The 26,451-nt window shown below is 68.6% G+C and carries 30 protein-coding genes and 1 tRNA gene; 16 read left to right on the top strand and 15 right to left on the bottom strand.

The features are described 5' to 3' along the window. Nucleotides 1-21: 21 nt before the first annotated feature. From EDD30_RS31420 to EDD30_RS31430, 3 genes are all read left to right on the top strand, one after another. The gene (locus EDD30_RS31420; protein WP_071806246.1) at nt 22-945 is read left to right on the top strand and encodes a site-specific tyrosine recombinase XerD; all 924 of its coding nucleotides are present in this window, start codon (nt 22-24) and stop codon (nt 943-945) included. Between the two features lie 113 nt (nt 946-1,058). Beyond that, nucleotides 1,059-1,991: a ParA family protein gene (locus EDD30_RS31425; protein WP_071806245.1), complete on the top strand. Its 933-nt coding sequence runs from the start codon at nt 1,059-1,061 to the stop codon at nt 1,989-1,991. Between the two features lies 1 nt (nt 1,992). Next, entirely contained in the window at nt 1,993-2,661 is a 669-nt protein-coding gene (locus tag EDD30_RS31430; protein WP_071806244.1) for a zinc metalloprotease, read from the top strand. Nucleotides 2,662-2,665: 4 nt separating this feature from the next. Here EDD30_RS31430 and EDD30_RS31435 read toward each other — a convergent pair whose 3' ends face one another. Further along, complete coding sequence (locus tag EDD30_RS31435; RefSeq protein WP_211277826.1) at nt 2,666-3,493, bottom strand: DUF72 domain-containing protein; 828 nt, start codon at nt 3,491-3,493, stop codon at nt 2,666-2,668. 297 nt (nt 3,494-3,790) lie between these two features. Here EDD30_RS31435 and EDD30_RS31440 point away from each other — a divergent pair, with 297 nt between their 5' ends. The 7 genes from EDD30_RS31440 (at nt 3,791) to EDD30_RS31470 (ending at nt 10,205) form a co-directional block, all read left to right on the top strand. Then, nucleotides 3,791-4,861 carry a segregation and condensation protein A gene (locus EDD30_RS31440; RefSeq protein WP_123678891.1) on the top strand — a complete coding sequence of 357 codons (1,071 nt, stop codon included), beginning with the start codon at nt 3,791-3,793 and terminating at the stop codon, nt 4,859-4,861. Then, complete coding sequence (gene scpB, locus EDD30_RS31445) at nt 4,858-5,967, top strand: SMC-Scp complex subunit ScpB (protein WP_123678607.1); 1,110 nt, start codon at nt 4,858-4,860, stop codon at nt 5,965-5,967. Before EDD30_RS31440 ends, scpB begins: the two co-directional genes overlap by 4 nt. Beyond that, on the top strand, nt 5,936-6,694 hold the full coding sequence (locus EDD30_RS31450) for a pseudouridine synthase (RefSeq protein WP_071809390.1): 759 nt from the start codon (nt 5,936-5,938) through the stop codon (nt 6,692-6,694). Before scpB ends, EDD30_RS31450 begins: the two co-directional genes overlap by 32 nt. 57 nt (nt 6,695-6,751) lie before the next feature. Further along, nucleotides 6,752-7,498: an alpha/beta fold hydrolase gene (locus tag EDD30_RS31455; RefSeq protein WP_071809389.1), complete on the top strand. Its 747-nt coding sequence runs from the start codon at nt 6,752-6,754 to the stop codon at nt 7,496-7,498. Between the two features lie 309 nt (nt 7,499-7,807). Next, on the top strand, nt 7,808-8,488 hold the full coding sequence (gene cmk / locus EDD30_RS31460) for a (d)CMP kinase (protein ID WP_071809388.1): 681 nt from the start codon (nt 7,808-7,810) through the stop codon (nt 8,486-8,488). 35 nt (nt 8,489-8,523) lie between these two features. Beyond that, nucleotides 8,524-9,909, top strand: coding sequence for a ribosome biogenesis GTPase Der (gene der, locus EDD30_RS31465; protein ID WP_071809391.1), 1,386 nt, complete (start codon nt 8,524-8,526; stop codon nt 9,907-9,909). Nucleotides 9,910-10,131: 222 nt separating this feature from the next. Further along, nucleotides 10,132-10,205 (top strand) — tRNA-Pro (locus tag EDD30_RS31470). Nucleotides 10,206-10,363: 158 nt separating this feature from the next. Here the strand turns inward: EDD30_RS31470 and EDD30_RS31475 are convergent. The 5 genes from EDD30_RS31475 to EDD30_RS31495 form a co-directional block, all read right to left on the bottom strand. Further along, the gene (locus tag EDD30_RS31475) at nt 10,364-11,569 is read right to left on the bottom strand and encodes a tyrosine-type recombinase/integrase (protein ID WP_123678608.1); all 1,206 of its coding nucleotides are present in this window, start codon (nt 11,567-11,569) and stop codon (nt 10,364-10,366) included. Continuing rightward, the gene (locus EDD30_RS31480; protein ID WP_244945469.1) at nt 11,569-11,838 is read right to left on the bottom strand and encodes a helix-turn-helix transcriptional regulator; all 270 of its coding nucleotides are present in this window, start codon (nt 11,836-11,838) and stop codon (nt 11,569-11,571) included. The genes EDD30_RS31475 and EDD30_RS31480 overlap by 1 nt, the downstream gene beginning before the upstream one ends. A gap of 211 nt (nt 11,839-12,049) precedes the next feature. Continuing rightward, entirely contained in the window at nt 12,050-12,454 is a 405-nt protein-coding gene (locus EDD30_RS31485; RefSeq protein WP_211277852.1) for a hypothetical protein, read from the bottom strand. Continuing rightward, a complete protein-coding gene (locus tag EDD30_RS31490; RefSeq protein ID WP_071806660.1) occupies nt 12,451-12,915 on the bottom strand; it encodes a hypothetical protein in 465 nt (154 codons plus the stop codon). Before EDD30_RS31490 ends, EDD30_RS31485 begins: the two co-directional genes overlap by 4 nt. Nucleotides 12,916-13,221: 306 nt before the next feature. After that, entirely contained in the window at nt 13,222-14,292 is a 1,071-nt protein-coding gene (locus tag EDD30_RS31495) for a ParB/RepB/Spo0J family partition protein (RefSeq protein WP_071806659.1), read from the bottom strand. 539 nt (nt 14,293-14,831) lie between these two features. Between EDD30_RS31495 and EDD30_RS31500 the strand changes: the two genes are divergently transcribed. The 6 genes from EDD30_RS31500 (at nt 14,832) to EDD30_RS31525 (ending at nt 20,444) form a co-directional block, all read left to right on the top strand. Then, nucleotides 14,832-15,272, top strand: a complete 441-nt coding sequence (locus EDD30_RS31500; protein ID WP_071806658.1) for a helix-turn-helix transcriptional regulator — start codon at nt 14,832-14,834, stop codon at nt 15,270-15,272. 149 nt (nt 15,273-15,421) lie between these two features. Beyond that, nucleotides 15,422-16,246 (top strand): IS5 family transposase, encoded by an 825-nt coding sequence (locus EDD30_RS31505; protein ID WP_211277928.1) that lies wholly within the window; start codon nt 15,422-15,424, stop codon nt 16,244-16,246. Nucleotides 16,247-16,516: 270 nt separating this feature from the next. Further along, nucleotides 16,517-17,374, top strand: a complete 858-nt coding sequence (locus tag EDD30_RS31510; protein WP_123678311.1) for an IS5 family transposase — start codon at nt 16,517-16,519, stop codon at nt 17,372-17,374. Nucleotides 17,375-17,490: 116 nt separating this feature from the next. After that, nucleotides 17,491-17,961: a hypothetical protein gene (locus EDD30_RS31515; RefSeq protein ID WP_143162561.1), complete on the top strand. Its 471-nt coding sequence runs from the start codon at nt 17,491-17,493 to the stop codon at nt 17,959-17,961. Nucleotides 17,962-17,978: 17 nt separating this feature from the next. After that, nucleotides 17,979-19,217, top strand: coding sequence for an MAB_1171c family putative transporter (locus tag EDD30_RS31520; protein WP_071803463.1), 1,239 nt, complete (start codon nt 17,979-17,981; stop codon nt 19,215-19,217). Between the two features lie 12 nt (nt 19,218-19,229). Further along, entirely contained in the window at nt 19,230-20,444 is a 1,215-nt protein-coding gene (locus EDD30_RS31525; protein ID WP_084556140.1) for a cytochrome P450 family protein, read from the top strand. 180 nt (nt 20,445-20,624) lie between these two features. Here the strand turns inward: EDD30_RS31525 and EDD30_RS31530 are convergent, their stop codons facing one another. From EDD30_RS31530 to EDD30_RS31560, 9 genes are all read right to left on the bottom strand, one after another. After that, a complete protein-coding gene (locus tag EDD30_RS31530; protein ID WP_071803464.1) occupies nt 20,625-21,542 on the bottom strand; it encodes a recombinase family protein in 918 nt (305 codons plus the stop codon). A gap of 788 nt (nt 21,543-22,330) precedes the next feature. Further along, on the bottom strand, nt 22,331-22,591 hold the full coding sequence (locus EDD30_RS31535; protein ID WP_071803465.1) for a hypothetical protein: 261 nt from the start codon (nt 22,589-22,591) through the stop codon (nt 22,331-22,333). Continuing rightward, a complete protein-coding gene (locus EDD30_RS31540; protein WP_071803466.1) occupies nt 22,588-23,097 on the bottom strand; it encodes a hypothetical protein in 510 nt (169 codons plus the stop codon). Before EDD30_RS31540 ends, EDD30_RS31535 begins: the two co-directional genes overlap by 4 nt. Continuing rightward, a complete protein-coding gene (locus tag EDD30_RS39405) occupies nt 23,094-23,258 on the bottom strand; it encodes a hypothetical protein (protein WP_170047142.1) in 165 nt (54 codons plus the stop codon). Before EDD30_RS39405 ends, EDD30_RS31540 begins: the two co-directional genes overlap by 4 nt. Continuing rightward, on the bottom strand, nt 23,258-23,803 hold the full coding sequence (locus EDD30_RS31545; protein ID WP_071803467.1) for a hypothetical protein: 546 nt from the start codon (nt 23,801-23,803) through the stop codon (nt 23,258-23,260). Before EDD30_RS31545 ends, EDD30_RS39405 begins: the two co-directional genes overlap by 1 nt. Then, nucleotides 23,800-24,888 (bottom strand): AAA family ATPase, encoded by a 1,089-nt coding sequence (locus EDD30_RS31550; protein WP_071803468.1) that lies wholly within the window; start codon nt 24,886-24,888, stop codon nt 23,800-23,802. Before EDD30_RS31550 ends, EDD30_RS31545 begins: the two co-directional genes overlap by 4 nt. A gap of 16 nt (nt 24,889-24,904) precedes the next feature. Then, the gene (locus EDD30_RS31555; RefSeq protein WP_071803469.1) at nt 24,905-25,159 is read right to left on the bottom strand and encodes a hypothetical protein; all 255 of its coding nucleotides are present in this window, start codon (nt 25,157-25,159) and stop codon (nt 24,905-24,907) included. Beyond that, nucleotides 25,156-25,950, bottom strand: a complete 795-nt coding sequence (locus EDD30_RS42140) for a helix-turn-helix domain-containing protein (protein ID WP_394328212.1) — start codon at nt 25,948-25,950, stop codon at nt 25,156-25,158. The genes EDD30_RS31555 and EDD30_RS42140 overlap by 4 nt, the downstream gene beginning before the upstream one ends. 104 nt (nt 25,951-26,054) lie before the next feature. Then, entirely contained in the window at nt 26,055-26,387 is a 333-nt protein-coding gene (locus EDD30_RS31560; protein ID WP_071803470.1) for a hypothetical protein, read from the bottom strand. Nucleotides 26,388-26,451 lie beyond the last annotated feature (64 nt).

Below are 26,451 nucleotides of genomic sequence, written 5' to 3' on the forward strand. Positions count from 1 at the left end.
GAAGACCGGAACAGACCGGCGATGACGGCGTTGCGACAGGCCGTGCGGACCTACCTCGACCACCTCACGGTCGAGCGCGGCCTGTCCCGCAACACTCTCGCCTCCTACCGGCGGGATCTGGACCGTTATCTGGAGTCGCTGACCGCGGCCGGCATCACCGAGCTGGCCGCGGTCACTCCCGCCGATCTCACCCGGCACCTCCTGGTGCTGCGGGAGGGCACGCCCGAGCATCCGCCGCTGTCGGCGGCCTCCGCCGCCCGCGCGGTCAGCGCGGTACGCGGCCTGCACCGCTTCGCCGCCCGCGAGGGCCTCGCCGCCCACGACGTGAGCCGCGACGTGAAACCGCCCGCTCCGCCCCGACGGCTGCCGAAGGCCCTCGACGTCGACCAGGTGACCCGGCTCCTGGAGGCGGTCACCGGGGACGAGCCGCTCGCGCTGCGCGACCGCGCCCTGCTGGAATTCCTGTACGGCACCGGCGCCCGGATCTCCGAGACGGTCGGGCTGGCCGTGGACGACGTGGACGATGCCGTCGTGACGCTGCACGGCAAGGGCGGCCGGACCCGGCTCGTGCCCCTCGGTTCGTATGCGCGCGCCGCCCTGGACGCCTACCTCGTCCGCGGGCGCCCGTCTCTGGCCGCCGCGGGCAGAGGCACCCCGGCGGTGTTCCTCAACGCCCGCGGGGGAGCGCTGTCACGCCAGAGCGCCTGGACGATTCTGCATCGTGCCGCCGCGGCCGCCGGGCTGCCGGTGGAGGGAGCGCACGCCGTGTCGCCGCACACCCTGCGCCACTCGTACGCGACCCACCTGCTCGACGGCGGCGCGGACGTGAGAGTCGTTCAGGAACTGCTCGGGCATGCCTCGGTGACCACCACCCAGGTCTACACCCTGGTGACAGTGGACCGGTTGCGGGAGGTGTACGCCACCGCACACCCGCGCGCTCGTTAACCGTTGGGCCACCAGTGGACGACACGCCGTGTGGGTGACCCCTGATCGACGGCTTGCGTGGCGTACAGTCGGGCATCGGCTCCGGCTGCGGGTCGAGAGGGGGCTACAGGGGCATGGCGGGAAACGACGAGCGCGCGGAGGCCTGGACCTCGGCCCTACGGGAACAGCAGAGTTCTCTCGACCTGGGCGCCGACCTCGGTCCGGCCGACCCGACGGCCTACACCATGCGCCGCCCGATCCCCGAGCCGATGCCCACCGACCGGCACGGCCCGGCGCGGATCATCGCCCTCGCCAACCAGAAGGGCGGCGTCGGCAAGACCACGACGACGATCAATCTGGGCGCCGCCCTCGCCGAGTACGGCCGCAAGGTCCTGCTCGTCGACTTCGACCCGCAGGGCGCCTGCTCGGTCGGCCTGGGCGTCAACCCGCACAACCTCGACCTGAGCGTCTACAACCTGCTCATGCAGGACGACGTGACCGCCGAGGACGTGATCATCAAGTCCGATGTGGCCGGCCTGCACCTGCTGCCCGCCAACATCGACCTCTCCGCGGCCGAGATTCAGCTCGTCAACGAGGTCGCCCGCGAGATGGCCCTCGCCCGGGTGCTGCGCAGCGTGCGCAAGGAATACGACTTCATCCTCATCGACTGCCAGCCCTCCCTCGGCCTGCTGGCGATCAACGCGCTGACCATCGCCCACGGGGTGCTCATCCCGCTGGAGTGCGAGTTCTTCAGCCTGCGCGGCGTCGCGCTGCTGCTGGACACGATCGACAAGGTCCGCGAGCGCCTCAACTTCGACCTCGAGCTCGAGGGCATCCTGGCGACCATGTACGACAGCCGCACGACCCACTGCCGCCAGGTGCTGCAGCGGGTCGTGGAGGCCTTCGGCGACAAGGTCTACCAGACGGTGATCACCAAGACGGTGAAGTTCCCGGAGTCCACCGTGGCCGGCGCGCCGATCACCACCCTCGATCCGGCGTCGTCGGGCGCGCGCAACTACCGCCAGCTCGCCCGCGAAGTCATCGCCGCCAAGGCGGAACGGGGCTAGATTGCTCTTCGCCCTCGGCGAACCGGCCGCGTTCGTCGCGCTGGTCGTCGCCTTCCTGCTCGCGCTCCTGCTGCGCGCCTTCGCGATCCGCTTCACCGCCCGTACGCTCGGCCTGACCGACCGCCGCGAACCGATCGGCCCGCGCCCGCGCGAGGACATCGACCCCTTCGGCGCGGTCGCCGCCGCCGTCGGCGGCATGGGCTGGGGCCGGATCATCCCGGTCGACGAGATCCCGCGCTGGCGCGGCCGGGGCCGCGCCGCCGCGGTCTTTCTCTCCGGCCCGCTGACCTGCATCGTCGTGGCCCAGCTCTGCTTCGCCGCGTACGTCTACAGCGCCCCGGAAAACCTCCTCGGCGTCCTCGACCCGTCGATGGTCCTGCGCGGCGTACCCCTGCCGCTCGCCGAGCAGGCGCTGCTCTCCCTGGGCGTGGGCCTGCTGACGTTCGGCCTGCTCGCGCTGATCCCGCTCCCGCCGCTGGACGGCTTCGGGGTGATGTGGTCGATACCGCCGAAGCCGGGCCCGGGGCTGCAGTGGATCCGGCTCTGGTTCGAAGAGAAGAACATCGGCAACGTCCTGTTGCTGGTTTGCTGCTTCTTCCCGCTCGACTACCCGTTGCTGCTGGGCCTGCTCGACCTGTTGGGTGTGCTCTTCCTGCGACTCTGGGGCTGACTCTTCAGAACAGGGTCAGGGGCTCGACGGGCGTGGGCCGCGGTAGCGCGGCCAGCTCGGGAACCCGCGCCCGGACCTCGTCGTGGAACCGCCGGGCGAGCGCGGGCGCGTCGGCGTTGTCCGGGGTGTGGATGAAGACCGTCGGCGAGCGGCCCTCGCGCAGCCAGTCCGCGACGATCCCGACCCAGGGCCGCCAGCCTTCGACCGTACGGTCGGTGGCGTCCCGGCCGAGGTATCGCACGATCGGACGGTCGGTGAGTGCGACCGTACGCAGGGGCATGCGCGGCTTCTTGCTCCAGGCGTCGCGTTCGGCGTCGCTGGTCGGAGGGCTGCGGAAGAACGCGGTGGTGTCGAACGGGATCCACTCGGCGTCCACGGCGGCGAGCGCCTCCTCGAGGTGACCCGTCGTGCGCGGTTCGGCGAAGAAGGCGCGGTGACGGACCTCCACGGCGTACCGATGGGAAGCGGGAAGCCGGCGCAGGAAACCGGCCAGGACCGGGATGTCGTCCGGACCGAACGATCCCGGAAGCTGGATCCACAGGGCATGGGCGCGCGGTCCGAGCGGCTCGATCGCGTGCAGGAAGGCGCGCAGCTCCTCCTCGGCGCCGGTGAGCCGGCGCTCGTGGGTGACCACCCGGGGCAGCTTGACGACGAACCGGAAGGCCGGGTCGGTCTGCTCGGCCCAGCCGGCCACCGTGTCGCGGGCCGGCGTCGCGTAGAAGGTCGTGTTGCCCTCGACCGCGTCGCACCAGCCGGCGTAGGAGCGCAGCCGTTCGTGGGAGGGCCGGGGGTGCGGCAGGAAGCGACCCTGCCACGACTTCAGGCTCCACATCGCGCACCCGACGTGCAGACGCACCGCGGTGACCTCCGCCCTTTCTCCAGGGGTGACCCATGGACGATATCGGTACGCCCGCCCGTCGCCGAATTGTCGATCTTCGTGGACACGGTCAGTTACCGGTCGCGTGCCGTGGCGTTTGACCCTCGAGAGGCTGTTCGCGACGGTTGTGGGGGATGTGGAGTGAGCCGGGAACAGCTTGTCGGACCCGTGGTCTACGGTCAGCACGTGCCTGCTCTCACCACGCCCGGCGATCCGGACGGCCCCGGTCCGGCGCCGACCGGCTCACCGGCCGTGGACTCCCCGTCGGCCCCGGCCCCGGCCCCGGCCCCGGCGTCGGCGTCGGCGTCGGCGTCGGCCCCGGCCGAGGCCGCCGCGGAGGGTGACACCGGCAAGTTCACCGTGCGGCTGACGAACTTCACCGGGCCGTTCGACCTGTTGCTGCAGCTCATCGGCAAGCACAAGCTCGACGTCACCGAGGTGGCGTTGCACCAGGTGACCGACGACTTCATCGCGTACATCCGCGGGATGGGCGACGACTGGGACCTCGGCGAAGCCAGCGAGTTCCTCCTGGTCGCGGCCACGCTGCTCGACCTCAAGGCCGCCCGGCTGCTGCCCGCCGCCGAGGTGGAGGACGAGGAGGACCTCGCCCTGCTCGAGGCGCGCGACCTGCTCTTCGCGCGACTGCTGCAGTACAAGGCCTTCAAGGAGGCCGCCGCCCACCTCGCCGAGCTGGAGGGCATGGGGGCACGGCGCTGGCCGCGCGCGGTCTCGCTGGAGGAACGGTACGCCGAGGCGCTGCCCGAGCTGGTGCTCGGCGTCGGACCGGAGCGCCTGTTCAAGCTGGCGCTGAAGCAGTTCACCCCCAAGCCGGGGCCGCCCGAGGTGTCGATCGCGCACATCCACCAGGTGCGGGTCAGCGTGCGCGAGCACGCCAACCTGATCCGGAAACGGCTGCGGCGCGCCGGCACCTCGACCTTCAGCCTGCTCGTCGCCGACTGCGAGAACACGCTGGAAGTGGTGGCCCGGTTCCTCGCGCTGCTCGAGCTGTACCGGGAGGGCCTGGTCGACTTCGAGCAGCCGGTGTCCCTGGACGAGCTGACGATCAGGTGGATCGGCGGCGCCGACAGCGGGGCTGAGCTCGACATCGACGACTACGAAGGCAGCCCGCCCGAGCCGGACACCGCCGCGGCAGAGCCGGAGCCGGAAACCGCCGCGGCAGAGCCGGAGCCGGACACCGCCGCGGCAGAGCCGGAGCCGGACACCGCCGGGGCGGGGCCGGTGGCGGAGGACGAAGACGCTGACCAGGACGGTCCGGGGGCACACGCCGGGCCGTCGGCTCCATCGGAAGAGGACAAGCCATGACGGACGAGCGCCCCGACTCCCTCGCCGCGCAGGCGGCCTCGTGGGTTCCGCCATGGGAACGCGCGCCGCGCCCGCCGGATCCCGCCTACGCCGCCGCCCATCGCCCGGAGGCCGACGCGAAGGAGCTCGACGCCCAGCTCGATGCCCCGGAGGTCGACGTTGCGGGGTCGGACGTCCCGGAGGCCGAGGCCGCGGGGTCGGACGTCCCGGAGGCCGAGGCCGCGGGGTCGGACGTCCCGGAGGCCGAGGACTCCGAGCTCGAGGGGGAGGTCGCGTCGGGGGTGACCGGTGGCGAGGCCGCCTCGGAGCTGCTGATCGACGGTGAGGTCGCCGCGGAACCCGTCGATGCCGAGGTCCCGGCTGAGGCCGCATCAGAGCCGGTCGATGGGGGGGACGAGTCCGGCGCCGACGGGGAGGCGGTGGCGCTGAGCGCGCCGAGTTCCGGGATACCGGCTCAGGGCCGTCGAGGCCGGGACGGGGGTGCTGCTTCTGGGGAGTCGTCGCCCCGTACTGAAGAAGTCGAGCTCAAGCCCGCCGAGGAGCCGGCGCTCAAGGCCCTCGACGACGGTGAGTTGCGCGCGGCCCTCGAGGCGATCCTGCTCGTCGTCGACGAGCCGGTGGCCGAGATGCAGCTTGCGCAGATCGTGGAGCAGGCGACCGAGCGGGTCGCCGCCATGCTGGAGGACATCTCGGCGCGGTACACCGCGGCGGGGCACGGATTCGACCTGCGGCGGGCCGCGGGTGGCTGGCGGCTCTACACCCGGCCGGAGTATGCGCCCTACGTCGAGCGGTTCGTGCTCGACGGGCAGTCCGTGCGGCTCACGCAGGCCGCGCTGGAGACGCTGGCAGTGGTCGCCTACAAGCAGCCTGTGACGCGGTCGCGCATCTCGGCCATCCGCGGTGTGAACTGTGATGGCGTGATGCGTACCCTTGTCACGCGCGGCCTCATCGAGGAATGCGGCACCGAGGGCGAGACCGGGGCATTCCTGTACCGGACCACGGCGCTGTTCCTCGAGAAGCTCGGCCTCAACTCGGTCGACCAGTTGCCGCCGCTGGCCCCGTTCCTGCCCGACGATGTGGAAGAAGTGCTCGATGCCTCAGGCTGATCCGGAAAACTCCGTGCGCTTGCAGAAGGTCCTGGCGACCGCCGGAGTCGGATCCCGGCGCGCCTGCGAAGACCTGATCTTCCGCCGGCGCGTCACCGTCGACGGCCGGGTGGCCCAGCTCGGCGACAAGGTCGACCCGGCGACCGCGGAGATCCACGTCGACGGCCAGCGGATCGTCACCGACACCAAGCTCGTCTACCTGGCCATGAACAAGCCGCGGGGCGTCGTCTCCAGCATGGACGACGAGAAGGGCCGCAACGAGCTGGCCGACTTCCTCGGCACGTTCGAGCAGCGCATCTTCCACGTCGGCCGCCTCGACGCGGACAGCGAGGGCCTGCTGCTGCTCACCAACGACGGGGCGCTCGCGCACAAGCTCATGCACCCCTCGTACGGGGTGGCCAAGACGTACCTGGCCGAGGTCGCCGGGCCGCTGCCGCGCAACGTCGGCCGCCGGCTGCTCTCCGGGATCGAGCTGGAGGACGGGCCGGCCAAGGTCGACGCGTTCAAGCTGGTCGACGCGGTGGGCAAGACCGCTCAGGTGGAGCTCACGCTGCACGAGGGGCGCAAGCACATCGTGCGGCGGATGATGGACGAGGTCGGGCATCCCGTATCGCGACTGATCCGTACGGCGGTCGGCCCGATCCGGCTCGGCGACATGCGTCCCGGCGGCTTCCGGCATCTGTCGAACGCCGAGATCGGCGCCCTGTTCAAGTCCGTCGGAGACTGAGAGGCCCCGCTTTCCCCGCCGCATGGGCAGGACCCGCCCGGATGGCAGAATCGCGGTGTGAACGGCGATCTCCGGGTGCGAAGCGGCGGCGAAGGCGGCCCGCTGCTGGTCCTGCTGCACGGGCTGGGCGCGACCGCCGACGTATGGGCGGGCTGGTGGCCGGTGCTGGCCGACCGGTGGCCCGGCCGCTGGGTGGCGCCGGATCTTCCCGGTCACGGCGGTTCCGCGCCGCTGCCGAAGTACACGTTCGACGCCTTCGCGGCCGCGGTGAGCCCCCTCGTGGAACCGGGTGGGCGGACGTACGTGCTGGGGCACTCGCTGGGCGGAGTGGTCGCCCTCGCGCTGGCCGCGGCCGGGTCACCGGTGGCCGGGATCGCCGGGCTCGGCATCAAGGTCGCTTGGAGCGCCGACGAACTGGACCGTGCGCAGGCGCTGGCCCGGCGCCCGGCGGCATGGTTCGACACCCGGGACGAGGCCGCCGTGCGGCACCTGCGCGTCTCCGGGCTCACCGGGCTGCTCGACCCCGCCGACCCGGCGACGGATGCGGGTCTGGTCCACGAGGACGGGCGGTGGCGTCTCGCGCTGGACGGCAGAGCCTTCGGGGTCGGCGAACCGGACATGGCGGGGCTGGTGGCCCGGTGCCCGGCGGAGGTGACCCTGGCGCGCGGCGAGCACGATCCGATGAACACCGGCGAGCAGCTCGGGCGGTTCGGCGTACCGGTCGTCACCCTGGCGGGCCTGGGGCACAACGCCCACGTGGAGAGCCCGGAGCGGTGCATGACGCTTCTGGAGGGGTGGGCCTGACCCGGCTTCCTCTTCTTTCCGGGTCGTGTGCTCGCCGGTGAGGCTGCGTGGCTGGGCTTTTGAGGCTGGGTGTGTGCGTCTAGGCCTGGTGGAGAGAGTTGAGCTGCGAGCGGTTGCGGTGGGGCGGACGCTGCTGGGCGGCCTCTGACGGCTGGGGTGGGTCGCTGCGGTGGGGGCGGGTGGCGCCGTACTTTCCAGAAATGCTGGACCAAAACGGCCTAGAGGATGCCCCGCGGACTGCGCGCGCGTAGTTGTCGGAGGCACCGGGCACAATGGGGAGGTTCGTCTTCCCCGACGTTGGAGGTAACGGTGGCGCAAGTAGTACGGCCCGAGCGGTGCGTGGTGGCCGTCGACGGCCCCTCGGGGTCGGGCAAATCCACCGTTTCCCGGCGTCTCGCCACGGCGATCGACGGCGTCTACCTCGACACCGGCGCGATGTACCGGGCGATCACCTGGTCGGTGCTCCAGTCCGGGGTCGACCTCGCCGACACCGACTCCGTGGTCAAGGTGGCGATGGAGACCGACCTCTCCATCGGCACAGACCCGCTGGCGCCCCACTTCGAGGCCAACGGCGTCGACGTCGACGCGGCCATCCGCGGGCCCGAGGTCACCGGGGCGGTCTCGGCCGTCGCCGCGATCCCGCAGGTGCGCACCATGCTCGTGCAGTTCCAGCAGGAGATCATCTCGGCCGCGTCCCGCATCGTCGTCGAGGGGCGGGACATCGCCACCGTCGTGGCCCCCGACGCCGACCTCAAGGTCTACCTGACCGCGTCGGCGGCCGCGCGCGCCCAGCGCCGCAGCGCCGAGGACGCCACCGACGTCGCGGCGACCCAGGCCGACCTGGCCCGGCGCGACCGGCTCGACTCCACCCGCACGGTCGACCCGCTGCGGCAGGCCGTCGACGCGACGGAACTGGACACCACCGGCATGGGGATCGACGAGGTCGTGAACCGGCTTTTGGACATGCTCAACAGCAAGGTGAGTTCGTGACTGACTTCCCCGTCGATCTCTCCGAGTTCGACGACGTGACCTTTTCCGACGGTACGTCCGCGGACTCCGACGAACCGGCCGGCCCCCAGCCGGTCGTGGCGGTCGTCGGCCGGCCCAACGTCGGCAAGTCGACCCTGGTCAACCGCATCATCGGCCGTCGCCAGGCGGTCGTCGAGGACGTGCCCGGCGTCACCCGCGACCGCGTGCCGTACGACGCCCAGTGGAACGGTCGCCGCTTCACGGTGGTCGACACCGGCGGCTGGGAACCGGACGCCCGCGACCGCGCCGCCGCCATCGCCGCCCAGGCCGAGATCGCCGTCCAGACCGCCGACGTGGTGGTCTTCGTCGTCGACGCCACCATCGGCGCCACCGACATGGACGAGAAGGCCGTGCGCATGCTCCGCCGCAGCGCCAAGCCGGTCATCCTCGTGGCGAACAAGGCCGACAACCAGGCCGTGGAGCTCGAGGCCACGTCGCTGTGGTCGCTCGGACTCGGCGAGCCGCACCCGATCTCGGCCCTGCACGGTCGCGGGTCCGGCGACCTGCTCGACGCGATCCTCGCCGCCATGCCCCCGGCCCCGCCCATCATCGAAGGCGGCCCCCGCGGCCCCCGCCGCGTCGCCCTCGTCGGCCGCCCCAACGTGGGCAAGTCGTCGTTGCTCAACCGCGTCGCCCGCGAGGAACGCGCGGTGGTCGACTCGGTGGCCGGCACCACGGTCGACCCGGTCGACAGCCTGGTGGAGATGGACGGCGAGATCTGGCAGTTCGTCGACACCGCCGGCCTGCGCAAACGCGTCAACCAGGCCTCCGGCACCGAGTACTATGCCTCCCTACGCACCGCCGGCGCGGTCGAGGCGGCCGAGGTCGCCGTCGTCCTCCTCGACGCCGCCGAGGTCATCAGCGAACAGGACCAGCGCGTCCTCACCCAGGTCGTCGAGGCCGGCCGAGCCCTCGTGATCGCCTTCAACAAGTGGGACCTGGTCGACGCCGACCGCCGGTTCTACCTCGACAAGGAGATCGACCGGGAGCTCAAACGCATCCCCTGGGCGATCCGGGTCAACATCTCCGCCAAAACCGGCCGAGCGGTCGACAAGCTCGCCCCGGCCCTCCGCCGAGCCCTGGCAAGCTGGGAGAAGCGCATCCCGACCGGGGCGCTGAACCAGTGGCTGACCGCCCTGACTCAGGCCACGCCGCACCCGGTCCGAGGAGGCCGAGCCCCCCGCGTCCTGTTCGCAACGCAGGCAGGAGTGGCACCGCCGAGGTTCGTGCTGTTCACGACCGGGCCGTTCGACGCGGGGTATCAGCGGTTCGTCGAGCGGAAGCTGCGTGAAGAGTTCGGCTTCGAAGGAAGCCCGGTGGAGGTATCGGTGCGACCCCGCAAGAAGCTCGGCCCGGGTGGGCGAGGAAAGGCACACGGCTGAGACGCTCCGGGGCGTGCCGGCGTGCCGGCGTGCCGGCGTGCCGGCGTGCCGGGGTGGCTCCCGGCTAGTCGGCGTTTCGGCGGCACTCGGCTTTTGGGCGGCTATCGGCTTGTGGGCGGCTATCGGCTTGTGGGCGGCTCCCGGCATGCCGGTGCGAAACGGGTTGAGCGGCTGGGGTAGGGTAGTGGTGTTGCCGCGCACTGGGGTTCCGGGGCGTGGCATCGGGCTGTAGCGCAGCTTGGTAGCGCACTTGACTGGGGGTCAAGGGGTCGCAGGTTCAAATCCTGTCAGCCCGACGATCAAGAAGGGCCGTTGACGAGGGTTAAAACCCTGGTCAGCGGCCCTTCTCATATCTTCCTCGATCCTCATATTCCTACTGGCTTGGGCGTATTCGGGGACCGTTTAGGGACCACTGGGAGAATTCTGGGTCGCTTGACTGGTGGCGGCCTCCTGGTCAGACGGCGCGCAACCGGGGACCATCGAGCGACCGAGGCGCGTTGAGGTGGGCGCTGAGAGCTGTTCCGGCGTCCTCGATCGAGCGTTGATCCGGGTGCAGGTATCGCTGGGTGGTGGTCAGTGATCCGTGCCCAGCGATCTTGCGGAGCACATGCACGGGTACGCCAGCGTCGGCCATCCACGTCAGGCCGGTGTGCCGGAGGTCGTGCCGCCGTAGGTGTTCGTAGCCCAGCTCAGTGACTACCTCGTCCCAATGCGTGGCGTCTCGCAGTACCGCGGTACTGATCCGGCCGCCGCGCGGCCCAGTGAACAGTCGCGCATCCGGTCCGGAGGCGGAGTCGAGCCGCTCGGTCACCATCGGTCGGACCTCGTCGATGATCGGCACCTTGCGGGCACGCTTGCCCTTGGTGCCTTTGTCGATCAGACCTCCTGGTCCCGGTGTGGTCTGCCTCCGCACAGTCCAGATCCATGCCTTCCGGTCGATGTCCCCGGCGCGTACGCCCGACACTTCGCCGATGCGGGCCGCCGTGCAGGCGGCGAAGACCACAATGTGCCCCCACCCGCTGAATTGGCCGTGCGAACGCCTGACCAGTGCGTCCGCGAGGGTGGTCAAGGTTTCCCAGTTCGGCAGGGCGAGCGAGCGAGGGTCGTCAAGCTCGTCCTCGGCACGCTCGTACTCCCGTTGCCAGCCGGTCACCCGAGCAACGTTTTGGCCCACGACTCCATCGCGTACGGCCTGTTCAAGCACCCTGACCAGAATCGCGAGAGTGTTCTTGACGGTGGAGCGGCTGCACTCGTCGGCGATCCATGAGTAGACGGCCCGGTCCACGACACCATTGGTGATCATCGGGACCGGGATGTGGCCGAGGGTCGGCACGACCCGCAGCCGCCGGCCGGCGAGGTACGGATCGAGGGTCTTACGCTCCAGTCCGCGGGTGGCCAGCGGCATCACGTCCGCGCCGTACTCGGCAAGCGGCTGCGTGGCCGCGGCGGGGTCGATCCCGCCGCGCGCTGCTCGCAATATGCCGTCGATCCAGTCCTGAGCTTCTTCCGGTGTCGCGGTCGAGTGTGATTTGGACCGGCGCTCGCCGGTCGTGGGGTCGTTCCACCGCACCCTTGCCTTGTAGGGCTTTGGGCGTCCCTCGCGGTACTCCACATCGGCCTTGACTGAGACGCCGATGGGCGGGTGTTGTGCGATGGCCATTAGGCGGCTTCCGGGCGCACTCGTCGGCTCGCCAGCCATTCCCGTACGTCGTCGCGGGCGTACATGATCACCCGTTCGGATAGCGGGATGAAGGGTGGACCTTGCGGCGGCTGGGCTGTCCGCCATCTGCGGATGCTGGATGAATCCACCCGCAGCATCCTGGCCAGCTCCTCAGTGGTAATCAGTTCGGACTCTGCAGTCTCGATGGCGTCGGCGTTCAGCGGCCCGAGTCGCTTGCTGCGGACCTGCCCGTGATCCGAGGCGGTCACGCAGCTTCCTTCATGATTTCGGATCGTCAGTCTGCCAGCGGATGCGGGGTTCCGGTCAGCAGGCGTACCAGCCATGATGAGGACGCTCCTCAGTGTTGCGTTCGACAGAGGGGAGTGCGGCCCTGGCGGTAGCTGCCATGCGAGTGCCAGGGCCGGTCAAGCGGTGCCGCTCGGCTGCCGAACGGATGACTTCGTTCGGCAGCCGAGCGGGTCAGAACAGGCTCGCGATCGGCGGCTCGGCGAGTTCGGGAACGTCGTCGCCGGTTAGTTCGGTCCACCAGTCGGCGAACATCCTGCGGTGGCACCAGCCATCCGGTTTCGACAGGTCGTCGAAGCACAGGAGCACCAGCCGCGGATCGGATGCTTGGTCGGCGATGGCGTGGAGTTCGCCGCAGACGGCATCGACGCCGTGGGCGTCGAGCTGCTGCCGGTACTGGCCGCGGTAGGTCGCCTCGTTACTGATCGACACCATCGCCCAGGTGGGGCTGATGAGGCGGGCGTGCCCGGCCAGCTCGTACGGCAGGGTGAATCTGGGGTAGCCCACGGTGGTCCGTACGGGCGATCCCATGTCGGGTTGAAACCGCTGGTAGCGGCAGGTGTACAGATGAACGGTCACGACGTCTCTCGCATCAGCGGTCGGAGGCAGGGTTCGGTGATTGGGACCGGAGTGGCAGTGCTCGCCACGCTGGCCGGGTCGGGGCCGCGGTGGAACTGGTCCAACGCTGCCTGGACGGTGGTGTGCAGGTCATGCATCCCTTCGAGGTACTGCAGATGCGTGTGGAGGGTGCCCGCGGTGTCGAGGCCCGCCACAGCGCGTCGGCGTGCCGGCGTGATCAGGTACTGGTCGGTGTCGGCGATGTACTGCTCGATCCGTTCGCAGGCCAGATGGAAGCCGCGGGTGAGGAGGTGATGAGCGATGCGGTCCACGACGGCGTCAGCCAGCCGCCCGATCGTCGCCCGGTTGAGCGGCAAAGCCTCCCGAGTGGCGACGCAGTCGGCCGCGTCGAAGGCAGTGCGGCGCAGCTCCGCGGCCTCGGCGACCGACAGGGTCGACAGGAGCAGGGGTCCAGGGCTCACGACCTACCAACCTGCCTGCTCGGCGCGGCCGCAGGTGGAGCGGTACCGGATCGGTGCGCGCGCGTCGCAGGCGGCTGAGTTGATCACCGGGCGCGATGGTGCGAGCCGGCTCGCGCTAAGTGGTGTGTTGTGCATGGCGGTTTCCGTTTCCTAGTCAGGTGGCACGTTTGCGCCGCTCGAAGGCAGGGGGACCGACCAGGGTGACGGCGGTCCAGCCGTCATCCACGATCAATCAACATACACGGTCGCACTGTGGCCGTATATATTGCGCGGACAATGCGCCCGCACGGTCCTTGGGTTGGCCGGTCAGGCGGAGGCGAGGGCGAAATCGGCGTCGGAGCGCTCGCCGGCCTCTTCCTCGGGGGCGTCGCTGTCGCTGCCGGAGTCGTCGGCGACGGCGTCGCCGGTCGACGCCATGTCCGGCTCACCCTCGCCGACGCTGGCGACCTCGGCGAGGGCGGCAGGGTCGATGTCGATGGTGACGGCCGCGGCGATCGCGGCGGCCTTGCGCAGCGCCGTCACCGCCTTGCCCGCGGCGGCCTGCAGGTGACCGACGCGCTCCTGGTAGGCGACGATCCCGCCGTCGGCGCCGACGAGCACCTGGGCGAGTTCCGCCGGGTCGGTGCCCGCGAGTTCGGTCAGGATCTCGCCTGCGGCGGCAAGCCGCTCGATCTTCGTGACGACCCTGCGGCGGGCGGCAGCGACCTCTTCTCGCTTCTCCTCGGTGTGCTGCGACTCGTCAAGTGAGAAGAAGCTGCCCTGCGCCTCGACGTGCTTGCAGGCTTTGGCGAACTCCTCGGCGTCTCGGGGGCTCTTGAAGTCGCCGCGGGCCCACTTGACCAGGAAGCGCTGCTGCGCATCGGCCGGCAGCCGGCACACGTGCCAGGCCGCATTGATGGGCAGGTGCCCCTTCTCAACCAGGTCCTTGGCGTCCGGGTTCAGGTTCAGCAGGTCGATGCGCCACTGCACGTACGGCTCGGTCTTGCCGTACGCCGTGGCGATCCGGGAGATCTCCCACCCGCGACGGTGCAGCACGTCGTAGGCCGCCGCCTCCTCCATCGGCGACATGTCCAGCCGGTTGACGTTCTCCGCGATCTGCAGCTCGAATGCGCGGTCATCGTCGACGTCGAACACCTGGGCGTTCAGCGTTGCCAAGCCGCCCCGTTGCGCAGCACGCCATCGGCGCTCTCCGACGACGATCATGTAGCGCCGGGTCGACTTGTCATAGCGCACAACGATCGCCTGGAGCTGCCCGTTGGCTTTGAGCGACGCGGCCAGCTCGTCGAGCTCCTTTTGTTTGAATTCCTTGCGCGGCTGGTCCGGGTCGGGGTCGATGCGTGCGACCTCGATCGTCTTGAACGTCGGCCTGGTAGGCATTGCTCGTCTCCTCACAACGATGAACAGCAAATAGCTGTATATATTCATTGTAGTAACCGACGATCTTGACGTCAATAAAGTATGTACACCTGACGCGCTAACCCCGCAGCTCAAAAACCATGTGGACGGCGCCCACTGCGTCGGTCAGAGGCGGCAAGGAGTTTCGCAGCCCGCTCAATCGCCTCATCCTCCATGTCGGTGTCCGGCAGATGGCCGGACGTTCGCGCCTGCTCGATCAACTCCGCTAGCCGCAAGATGCGTTCGGCCCGTTTCCGGCTCACGCAGCAGCGCCCCCCGCTCCGTCAATGTCCGCAAAGAGGGCCGGGGCCCCACGGTGGCCCCCCAGATTTCCCTCGTCGGCACCCCCGTGTCCGAATCTTCTTACATGGAGGCCGGGCCCGTAAGATCCATCCTCCGTCGGTGCATGTTAGCCAGGTTTCTTCGCTCCGTGTCAACTTTGCCGTACGGAACGTGCCCGAACGCTCGACCATGTCGGTCCACAGTGTAAGATTGACACTCCACGTCGGAGGAGGTTGGGAATGGCTGCCGAAGCCGAGCCACCGCCGCGGACGCTTGCTGACAAGCTCCGCCACCTGGTCGCCACCGTTCATCCTCCGAACCGGGGGCCGTTCTCATACCGGGAGATCGCTGAGGAGATCCGGACGCGACAGCAGCCCGGTGAGCGAGCCATCTCGCACACTCAGATCGCCGACCTCTGTGCGGGGCGCAGCTCCAACCCGCAGCAGAGGACGTTGGTGCTGCTGGCAGGGTTCTTCAAGGTCCCGGTCGCGTACTTCTTCGATGAGACCGTCGAGCAGCAACAGAACCAGCAGATGGAAATGATCGCGGCCTTGCGCGATACCCAGGCGCAACAGCTGGCGCTGCGCCTGAACGGCTTGTCGCCCAAGAGCATCAACTTGGTGGCCGACTTGATCAGTCGAGTCCGCGAGTGGGAGGGGCTTGACGACGGACCGCGGTGATCGGTCGGCCGACGGTGACGGGGGCTGCTCGGCCCGGATCCACTGTGGGCGAAATCAGGTAGCCCTTAGAGGGCATCTGATCCTCGATCGGGTTGATTCGTGTTTGCGGGCAGTTGGTGGCCGTGCTGGCTCGTTGGCAGGGCATGGGGATGGAGCGACGTCCATATCGATCGGACCTGTCGGATGCGCGGTGGGCGGTGATCGAACCGGTCCTGACGCAGTGGCGGGCCTCTCGGCCAGGACTCGGGATCAACCCGCCGGTACACGATCTGCGGGAGATCGTGAACGCGATCCTCTACGTCACACGCACCGGGATCGCCTGGGAGTACCTGCCGCACGATTTTCCGCCGGCCAAGACGGTGTACGACTACTACGCCAAGTGGGAGAAGGACGGCACGACGCAACGGATCCATGATCTGCTGCGTCGCAGACTCCGGCAGGCGCATGGCCGTGACGGCTCACCGAGCGCGGCGGTCATCGACGCGCAAAGCGTCAAAACCTCCTGCAACGTAAGGGAATCCGAGCAAGGCATCGACGCGGCAAAGAAGATCAAGGGCCGTAAGCGGCACATCGTCACCGATACCCTCGGGCTCCTGCTGGCCGTGGTGGTCACCGCGGCGTCCGTGTCGGACACCGCCGCCGGTCGGGGCCTTCTCGACGAGGTGGCCGCCTCGCATCCCACGGTGCGCAAGGTCTGGGTCGATGGCGGCTACCAGACCACCGTGTGGCGGCGCGGCGCCCGACATGGCATCGACGTCGAGAGGGTCACCCGCCGTCCGGCGGAGAAAGGCTTCCGCGCGTTGCCGCGCCGGTGGGTGGTCGAGCGCACCTTCGGCTGGCTGATGCAACACCGCCGGCTTGCCCGCGACTACGAGTCCCTGCCCCAACGATCACGCACCATGATCCTCTGGGCCATGGCTAACACAATGTCCCGCCGATTGGCAGGAGAATCCACCCAAACCTGGCGCGACTAAACACCGCCAATCCGGGTCAGACCCGGCTGCCCGGGATCAGATGCCCTCTTACTGGACGTTTTGTTGGCATTGATGGTGCTAAAGAACGGTTAACAGCAGGCGATGGCAGTACCCGCCTGGCCGATCTAACCGAATAACGCAGTATCAGGTGCTTCAGATCTGTGAGGGTCCGCGGCTTTTCGTCCCTCGATCATGTTTCATTGACTTCCACCTCGGAATCGGCGGACATGGTGTCCTCACCGCACGACTCCACCACCGTAATCCACTGCTATGACCGAACGTCGCGCATACCCGTCCGACCTGTCCGACGCCCGCTGGGCCTTGATCGCGCCCCGGCTGACCGCGTGGCGTCAGGCCCGCACCGACGCCCGCACCGCGATCGGCATCAAAGGCCGCACCCCCAGCCACGACCTGCGGGAGATTTTCAACGCCATCCTCTACGTCAACCGCACCGGCATTGCCTGGCGTTACCTCCCGCACGACTTCCCTCCACACGCGACGGTCTACGGCTACTTCGCCCTATGGAGTAAGGAAGGGATCTTCACCGCCCTCAACTACAACCTCACCGGACTCGTCCGTGACCACCACGGCCGATCCGCCGAACCCACCGCATCGATCATGGACACCCAGAGCGTCAAGACCTCCACCAACGTGCCGCTCAAGACCCAGGGCATCGACGCCGGCAAAAAGATCGCCGGCCGTAAACGCGGCATCATCACCGACACCCTCGGCCTGCTGCTCGCCGTGATCGTCACCGCCGCCAGCGTCAGCGACAACGTGATCGGCAACGATCTGCTCGACCAGGCCACCGCCACCCACTCCGCCCTGACCAAGACCTGGGTCGATGCCGGCTTCAAAGTCAAAACCGTCGAACACGGCGCCAGTCTCGACATCGACGTCGAGATCGTCAACAAAGAACCGCAGGTCAAAGGCTTCAACGTGGTCAAACGACGCTGGGTCGTCGAGCGCACCATTGGCTGGCTCATGCACCACCGCCGCCTGGTGCGCGACTACGAAACCCGGCCCAGCAACTCCGAAGCCATGATCACCCTTGCCATGATCGACAACCTCGCTCGCCGAATCACCGGCGAAACCACCCCAACCTGGCGAGACCCTCAAATTACATAACACCACAAAATACGTTAATCAGACGTCCTCTTAGAGGCGGCAGTGCGGAGGATCCGCCGGGCACGGGGGGAGGGGACTTGATGCGGCGAGGGATGCGACAGCGGTGCCGGAACATTGTGCGCGATCTTGAGATTCCGTCGCCATTTGATGTACAGGAGTTCTGCCGTCGCCTCGGCGACAAGCGCGGCCGGCCGATCCGACTCCTGCCGATGGATCTGCCACCCGACTGTCCCTGCGGGCTGTGGCTGTCCACGGAGCAAGCGGACTTCGTGTTCTTCCAGCAAGAGACCAGCGGACCGCACCAGCTGCAGATCATCCTGCACGAGCTCGGTCACCTGCTCTGCGAGCACCGGATCGGTTCCGTGCTCAGCGATGACCTTTCTCAACTGCTTGTCCCGGATCTGGACCCGGCCTTGATCAAAACCATGCTTGGTCGAGGCCACTACTCGCAGGAGGCCGAGCAGGAGGCCGAAACCATCGCCACACTGATCCTCGGCGAGGTCAGCCGCTTCTCGCCGGAGCGAACGTTCGAGGTGCCTGCTGAGGTGGCTGACGTCGTCCGCCGCATCAGCCGCTCATACCCCTGAGACGGAACCCGGAGCAGATGAACCGCACGATCAACGACGTCCTCTATCCCATCGACGCCACGCTTGCTGGTGCGGCCTTTCTGTTCAAGCTCGTCAGCTTGCGGAAGAACCGTGACGCCGCCTCGGTGGCCCTGTGCATCGGGTTCGGGTTCCTCACGATCGTGTTTACGATCTCGACACCTGTGGTGTGGTCGGCCTTCGACCGCGCTCTCGGCGTGCCCAACCTGGCAGCTCTGGTGACCCAAGGCCTCGTGATTGCCAACACGGCAGCCCTGCAAGCCATGATGCTGTTCTGGCTCTACCCTCGGACCGAGGCGTGGCGCAAGATCCGATTCAGGGCGACCCTTCTCGCTCTGGTGCTGCTCGTGATGACCGCCCTATTCCTCATGACGCCAACTGCTGGCGAGCGCAGCCGGGACTTCGTCGCCACCCACGCCCGCATCCCCACCTACTCGGTGTACCTGCTGGTGTACATGGCCGCCTACACGATCACCCGCCTGGACATTCTGCGCATGACCTGGCGCTACGCACCTGTCGCCGGCGCGCCTTGGCTGCGACGAGGTCTGCGCATCTTCGGCGGTGGCGCGATCTTCGGGTTGATCTATTGCGCGGCGCGCATCACCGACATCGTCGGCGCCGTCGCGGGGTGGGACCCGAACCGGTGGGAGAACATGGCGCGTCTCGGCGCCGGCATCGGCGCGATCTGCACGATGGTCGGTCTCACCATGCCTAGCTGGGGACCACACCTGTCACGGGTAGCGGAGTGGTTCGGTCGCCAGCGCGCCTACCAACAGTTGTACCCGCTGTGGTCGGCGCTGCACGGCGCCGTTCCGGGCATCGCCCTGGACCCGCCGCCGCGGATCTCGTGGCTCGGGCGCTATGCGGTACGCGATGTGAAGTTCAAGCTCACCCGACGCGTGGTCGAGATCCTCGATGGCCGCCTGGCGCTGCGAGAGCACTTCGATGCGCAGGTCGAGCAGTCTGCCCGGCAGACAGCCGCTGACCGGGGTTTCGACGCGGCGGAGCTATCGGCAGTCGTAGAGGCCGCTGTGCTTGCCGGCGCGGTACGCGCCAAACAGCGAGATCAACTTCCTCTGGAACCAGCCCAGCTCACCGTCAACGCCGACGGCGACCGGACCGACATGTCCCGGGAAGTGAGGCGGTTGGTGAAGGTGTCGCAGGCCTTCGCCCGCTCACCCGTCGTCCGCGCCGCCGTGGCCGCAGACAGCCCGCAGCCGGCTCCCCAGGACGCCTGAGAAAGGCACCACATGACTACCGTGCTGCACGAACAGGACCCCTTCTTGCTGGTCAACGATCCCGGATTCATGGCCGATCCGCACCCGGCGTACGCCGCGCTCAGGACCGCCGCGCCGGTGCGTCGGGCCACCACACCGGACGGCTCGCCGGTGTGGCTGGTGACGCGCTACGCCGACGTGCGGCTATTGCTCAACGACCCCCGGCTATCACTGAGCAAGCGCAACTCGGCAGGCAAGGGCTACGGCGGATTTGCGCTGCCACCATCTCTGGACGCAAACCTGCTCAACATCGACCCTCCCGACCACACCCGGCTGCGCCGGCTGGTGACGCGGGAGTTCACGGCTCGCCGGGTGGAACAGCTGCGACCCTTCGTCCGCCGAGTTACCAACGAGATGCTCGACCAGGTCGCCTGTCAAAGCCGCGCAGATCTCATGGCAGCGTTGGCGATGCGGTTGCCCTTGACCGTCATCAGCGAGCTGCTCGGGGTACCGCCCGAGGACGGACAGCAGTTCCGTAGCTGGACCACCAACCTGCTCGCGCCGCAGCCTGGCCAGCCCCCAGAACAAGCCAAGGAGGCGGTCGCCGGCCTGCACCGACTTCTGATCAATCTTGTTGTGCAGAAGCGGGCCAAGCCCGGAGGCGATCTGATCTCCGCCCTAGTCAGCGTGCGGGAGGAAGACGAGGAACGCCTCAGCGAGGACGAACTGACGTCCCTCGCCTTTCTGATCCTCTGGGCCGGGTACGAGACGACAGTTCACCTGATCGGCAACGGCATCCTGGCGCTGCTCACCCACCCAGAGCAGCTGGCCCGCCTGCAGGCCCAGCCGGGCCTGTACCCCTCGGCGGTAGAGGAGATGCTGCGCTTCGCCAATCCGAACCCCTTCTCCATCCGCCGGTTCCCCCTCGAGGACGTTCGCATCGGCGAGCACACCATCCCGGCCGGTGACACCGTGTTGCTGTGCCTGGCCGCCGCGCATCGGGACCCGAGCCGGTTTCGTGACCCCGACCGGTTCGACGTGGCGCGTGAAGACAACGCGCATCTGGCATTCGGCCATGGCATCCATCACTGCCTCGGTAGCGCTCTGGCTCGATTGGAGACCGAGGTCGCAGTGAGCACGCTGTTCGAGCGGTTTCCCGGCTTGGCGCTCGCACGTCCCGTCGATCATCTGAGCTGGCGCCCGTCATTCCGCAGCCGTGGGTTACAGCAACTGCCCGTAACGCTGTGAGATCTCGAAGCGTCGTGACGGTCCTCCTCCGGTCCGGACGCCAGTGCCCCGGGCGAAGGCCACGGTGGGACGGCCCCTGCTGTGCGGCCGTGACCGCATGCGACGTGCCAGCGGACAAAGTCGCGCCTACGACGCTGCGATGCCGCGCAGCAGGAGCCCCTTGGAGGGCGGCGTGGCCACTCACTTCCAGACGAACTCCAGACGATCCGAGTCCAAAGCGACATTCCCTCGCCGCGGGGCGGGCTTCACCTTGACATGGTCCAGCACGAGCGACACCAATTCGCGCCGGTCCTCGATGGATGCGTCTACCCACCACTCCGCCAGTGCCTCGGGTTCGGGAAGCCTCAGGAGCCGGTCCGCCTGTTTGGCCCGCTCGAGCAGCGCCTTACGGTCGGCCTTGGTCTGTTTCTCGATCGCTCGCAGTGTCGTCATGCTCAACTCCCGGCGGGCGTACTGCTCTCCCGCTTCCCGGAGGCGATCGTCGAGATCACTCAGGGCCTGATCGATACTGAAGCCTTCGCTGCCTACAGCGCCGATCGCACGTTTGAGGCGTTCCAGCACCGGAGGTGACGCCAGACGCGCGAGCGCTCGGGACGCGACGAGTTCTTCCAGAGCCGGGGCCGCAATGCGGATGCGGCCACATCCATAGGAGGGACTGCCGGTGCGGCACACATACCCGCGTGTGGCCGTCGTAGACGGCTGCGTGTACAGCGGCTTGCCGCACGGATGCGTGCCATGGTCGTCGGGTAGCGGGAAGTCACAGGTCAACAGTCCACCGGACAGCAGGTACTTGGGGCTGTTCGATACCGGCTGCTCGCGGCTGGGATCGGCGAACAGCTTCATCAGCTTCCGGTGTTCCGCCCGTGTGATGATCGCCGGCCAGTCAGCCTTGACCAGCTTTCCGTTGCGCTCCTTCAACCCGGCGAGGCGCGGGTAGCCCACCAGCCGGGTCATCGAATGATGCGACCACAAAGCGCCGGTGACTGTCGGTACACCCCGAGCGCGCAGGTCCGCCACGATCGATGTCATCTTTTCGTCGGCAAGAAGCCGTCGCACGACGTCACGGATGACGTCTGCCTCCGACTCGATGACGACCATGCCCGTCTGGTCATAGCCGTAACACCGCAACCCATACCCCCAGGATTCCCAGCTACGTCTCTCTGGACGTAGCCGCTTCCCTTGCCACTGTTGTGCTGTAGCCGGATACAAACGTCGCCGGACGAACGGGCGCCTCAGCCAGCTTCGCCGCCGCTGATCACTGATCCCGGCCCACCGTACGATGACTGCCACGATCGGAATGCCGCGGTTGCGTGTGGCTGCTGTCCTCGTGGCGCATTCATGCAGACCGCCACGGTCGCAAAATTGACCCTTCTTCGACCAAGTTATCTGTACGGTAGCAATGCCTCGGTGCCACCGCTAGTTACACCCTTGAGTGTAGGACGCGCGCAGTGCCGACGGCGAGACACTACACCGACTCCACCGTGTGACTACGCGTGATGTGGATGGTGAGCATTCCCGACTCTGGCGCGGTGGTCACCATGACGACCACGGCGGTCGTGCCGCATCGAGCCCATCGTCGATTTCTCCAGCTTGGGAAGTCGCGAGCGGGTCGGCGCTTCGGACGTCGGGTTCGGCGGCGCCTTGACCCACAAGGGCCGGGCGATCCAACGATCGCCCGGCCCTTGGTCCGCACCCGCCACGCAGGTGTTACCGGGCGTCATGGAGCTACCCCCCGGCAGTCGCCAGTTTCGCCCGGAGTGCTCGCTCACCCTCGTGAGCTATACACGGTCACACATTAGCACCGCGGCCGTGTTGATCGTCGACGCAGGTGGGCGTTAGCGCGCGTATGTGTCCAGGGGTTGAATGCCGCGCACCGGCGTAGGGCCTCATTGATAGACGCGGTCGTCGCTGGCGGGGGCAATGATCGCGTCGGCGTCCTCGACCGGCATGATGATCAGCCGCTCCTGGCGGCAGGCGTCGAGAACGGCGTCGGCCGCATGGGGCGGACAGGACCGCAGATCGCGGCAGTCCGGGCAGTCCGGGCAGTCGGCCGCGGTGATCGCCGCCGTCAACCAGTCTCGTACCGGCTGCGGACGGTTCTCGGCGGGTTCCGGCCCGTCGCCGAGCTGGCGCAGGGGGATGGTCACGGGGTGCTCCTTGCAGGGTTGTGCAGGTGGCGGCGCGCGGCCTGAGCTGGGCGCCGCCTCGGGCAGCTGGGATCCGGCTCGTCGCGCCAGGTCGTGGTCCAGGTCTGCAACCACAGGGCCTGGCGGCTCCACCTGCCGCTGAACGGGATCGGCGCGTCGCAGAACGCCGTCCTCTCCAGGCGAAAGTCGTGATGAAGGGCGAGCGTGTTCAGCGGGATCGCGGCGAGGTTGGGGTCGTCAAGGACCTCGGCGACTGCGTGCTCGGTGTCGGCGGCGAAGATCTCGGCGGCCTCCCGCACGAGCCGTCCGGCGATCTCGCGGGCCCGCCCGGCTCGCGGGTCGCCGCGGTCTGCGGTCGCGGCCCAGGCACGCAGGCGTGCCGCGACGCGGTGCAGCACGATGGACGCCGTCCGGGCCGCTTCCGTGGCGGTGTCGAACTGCCCGATGACACCATCGGCGACGATCCCGCCGTCGGTGATCGCCAGGTGCCAGATTTCGGCGCTCATGTGAAACACGCCCCGTTTTCGCCGCTGCCCTCGTCGTGGAAGTCCAGGCCGGGCAGCAGCCATCGGTCAAGGTGCGCCACGGTGAGGCGGTGCTCGGCGCGGGCACGGCGTACGTCGGCCACGGCCGAGCGGCCGCGTTCCGCGACCGGCTGGTGCCCCATCACTGCGCCGTGCCTTGCAGCAGCTCGGGCAGCGACAGCCGGCCCTCGCGGTGGCTCGCGGCGACGGTGTCACGGCCGTGGTCCTTGAACGTCATCGTCGTCGACATCGGCGCCGCGGCTGGGCGCACCTCGATGAAGTCCAGGACACGGCCGGTCGCCGAGTCCACGACGGTGCCGTCCGGCTCCACGCTCAGCCGGGCCAGCAGCGTCTTGCGCCACGCCGGGCGCACGACCTTCTTCGCCGGGATCTGCTCGATCTCGCCGGGGTGCTCGCGGGCGCAGTAGTCCAGCAGGGCCTGCTCGTCGACGCGCAGACCCGCTGATGCCTCCGGGACGGTGATCTGCGCGATCGGCGCGATCGCGCCCGGTAGCCGTACTTCGACGGTGCGGACACCGACAGTGCTGTGCAGGTGCAGCAGCGCGGTGTCCGCCTGCGCGCGGGCCGCGTCGTACGCCTTCTTCACCTCGTCGAGCAGCGCCTTGAGCACGGCGGCGCGCATCGCCGCGCCGGGCAGCGCCGCCACCGTGGCGGGATCCGCGGTCACTGGGCTACCTCCGCCGCACGAGCCTTTGCGCGGGAGCCGGCCGGGCGGCGCCCGGCGGCCGCGGTGTCCTGCGCTTCCTGCTGCGACTTGGCGCCGGACGCAGGCTCGGCCGGAGTCTGCGCGGATGATGGTGGGCTGTCCGTCTGCTCGGCCGGCATGGTGGCCGGGCCGTTGCGGGCGGCGCTGATCTCCTGCCCGCGGGCGGCGAACTTATCCCGCAAGGCGAACGACTGCCCGGCGCGTTGCGCCTGCTGCCACCACACGGCCAAGTCCTCGCGGCTGGTGCAGTCCGCGAGCACCCGGTCCCAGTCGATGGCCCGCGGCGGTTCGCCGTAGGCCAGCCAGTCGAGCATCTGCTCACCGAGCTCCTGGCCCGGCTTGTGGATCACCTGCCCGTCCAGCGCGGTGCAGCGCGTCTTACTGATCCGCAGGTAGTGCTCGCTGTCGAGATCGCCGAAGACGTCGAACTCAAACTCGAGGCCCTCGCGCTGGTCCGGTTGCATGCCGAGCTTCGCGACGCGCTTGCGGCCGTCGTTACCTTCCTCGATCTCGTAGCGCTGCTTGGAGCGCAGGCACACCACGACGTGGCCGGGGAACGCCATCAGCGCCTCGATGTAGGCGCGTTCGATCGGGCGTACGTCGCGCCAGCCGTCCATCGACCGGCCGCCGTTGTTGCGGGTGAACAGGTCGACGAGCTCCAGGACTCCGCCGGCGCCGAACCAGTAGTGCGACAGCGAGTCGACCTGCAGGCCGATGAACCCGGCGCGGGCGGCTTCCTCGATCGTGGTCACGAGCTCGCGCGGGTCGTACCGCACCGGTGAGGTCTTCTGGAAGCCGTATCCGCCGGCCTGCTCGGGCGTCATGTCGCCGACGCTCGGCTGGCTAGGGTCGACGGCGTATTTGTCGGCGGAGTCGCGCTCGGTGTCGATGAACGCGATCCTTTCGGCGCCGTCGGCGACGGTGCGGGCGTCGGTCAGCGCGTAGAGCAGCTTCAGGCCGGTCAGCGTCTTGCCGGCCCCGCTCGGGCCGGCGAGCGCGATGCGCGCCTTGGCCTGCTTGCGGGTGGCGGGGGTGAACAGAGCCATCGGTCTCATCACCTTCCTATTCAAGTGGGTCACGGTCGAGGACAGTGGCCGTATTGATTTTGGGCATGGAAAAGCCAAAGTGGTCGTGGCAGGCAGTGCCGCCTACGACCGCCGGCAGGGCGCACCCCGGGTCGCGTCCGCACAGGATCGGCTCGCCGTACAGGGTGCAGCCGGTGTCGGTGAGGTGTTGCCAGTCGTCGCCGGCGGGGACGAGCACGCCGCCGCAAGTGGCGCACTGGGCTTCGTGCGGTCCGGTCGCCGCGATGTTCATCGCCTGGGTCCTTTCGGGTCGGCGGGGCGGCCGATGCCGTGCATGCGTTCGGAAACCGCGCACCCCTTCGCGGCGCAGTAGCCGTTCGGCCCTTCGATGTACGGGTGGTCGGTGTCAGCCCTGCTCCGCGCGCGCCCAACAAGGTCAACAGATGAGCTGGTCTGGTTGAGTCCGGCTGGCGGACCAACTCGGTCCGGGTGCCGGACTAGCTCTGGTCCGGCTGGCGGACCAACCGGCCTCTGATCTGGTCCGGGTGCCGGACTACCAAAGCGGGGTGATTCTGGCGCTGGTCCGCTGGGCGGACTAACTACGCCGTCAGCGGCTGGTCCGCCGGCCGGACTAACCGAAGGGGGCATATCCGACACTGGTCCGTCTGGCGGCTCAGCGGGCAGGGTGAGGGAGTCCAGCGCGGCGGCGGGTACGGCGAGGCGGTATACGGTCCGCTTCTTGCGGACGCGGGCGTCGGCGACGGTCGGCCGGTCACGGATCACCCAGCCGACGCCCTCTAGGGTGTTCAGCCACTCGGCCACCGTCGACCGGGCGTACCCGGTGGCGTCCTTGAGCTCGGTCAGGCTCGGCGTGAACCGCTCAGGAATCGTCGCAGTCTTGACGTCGACATACGTCAGCAGCGTCAGGATGATGTGGCGCCCCGGTGGTTCCAGGCGCGAGGCCCGGACTGCCTTCTCGACGGTCCATCGGTCGACCATCCACGCGACCCCCATCCCCTGTGGGTCGCAAAGTGAAAGCACGCCGGGGCGACGTACGATGCGAGGGCGACCCGGTCTGCACATCGGGTACGTCCACCGCAGCCCCGCTGGATCCGACCCCAGTGGGGCTGCGACGTACCTGGGCACCCTACACCGGGTATATACGGCCGCAGTGCGGCCGTGGGAACCTATTCTCCTTCCGGGGTGCCGTCTGTCGACTTCTCGGGCTCGCCGGACGGTGCGCAGATGCCCCAGGGATCCCAGACGATCTCCCGGTTCGTCTGCTCGGCGAAGTTGTAGATGGTGACCAGCTTCCACACCGGATTGTTGGAGATGGGCGAGGTTGCCACCGGCAGCACGCCGCGCGCGCGGAGCTGGTAGGCGGTGTTCGCGGCGTAGCCGAACATCCGGTTGATCTCCTTGAGGCCCACGACCGATGGAATCTCGGAGGGGCCGTCGGTGATCAGGTCCTCGGCGACGCGGGCGACGGCCGCGCGTAGCTGCGCCTTGGTGACCTTCATTGACTGATGCCTCCCATGCTCGGCAGTCGTACATAGTCAATGTACGACCCGCGGGCACGGCGAC

Source organism: Couchioplanes caeruleus (assembly GCF_003751945.1).
Lineage (GTDB): Bacteria > Actinomycetota > Actinomycetes > Mycobacteriales > Micromonosporaceae > Actinoplanes > Actinoplanes caeruleus.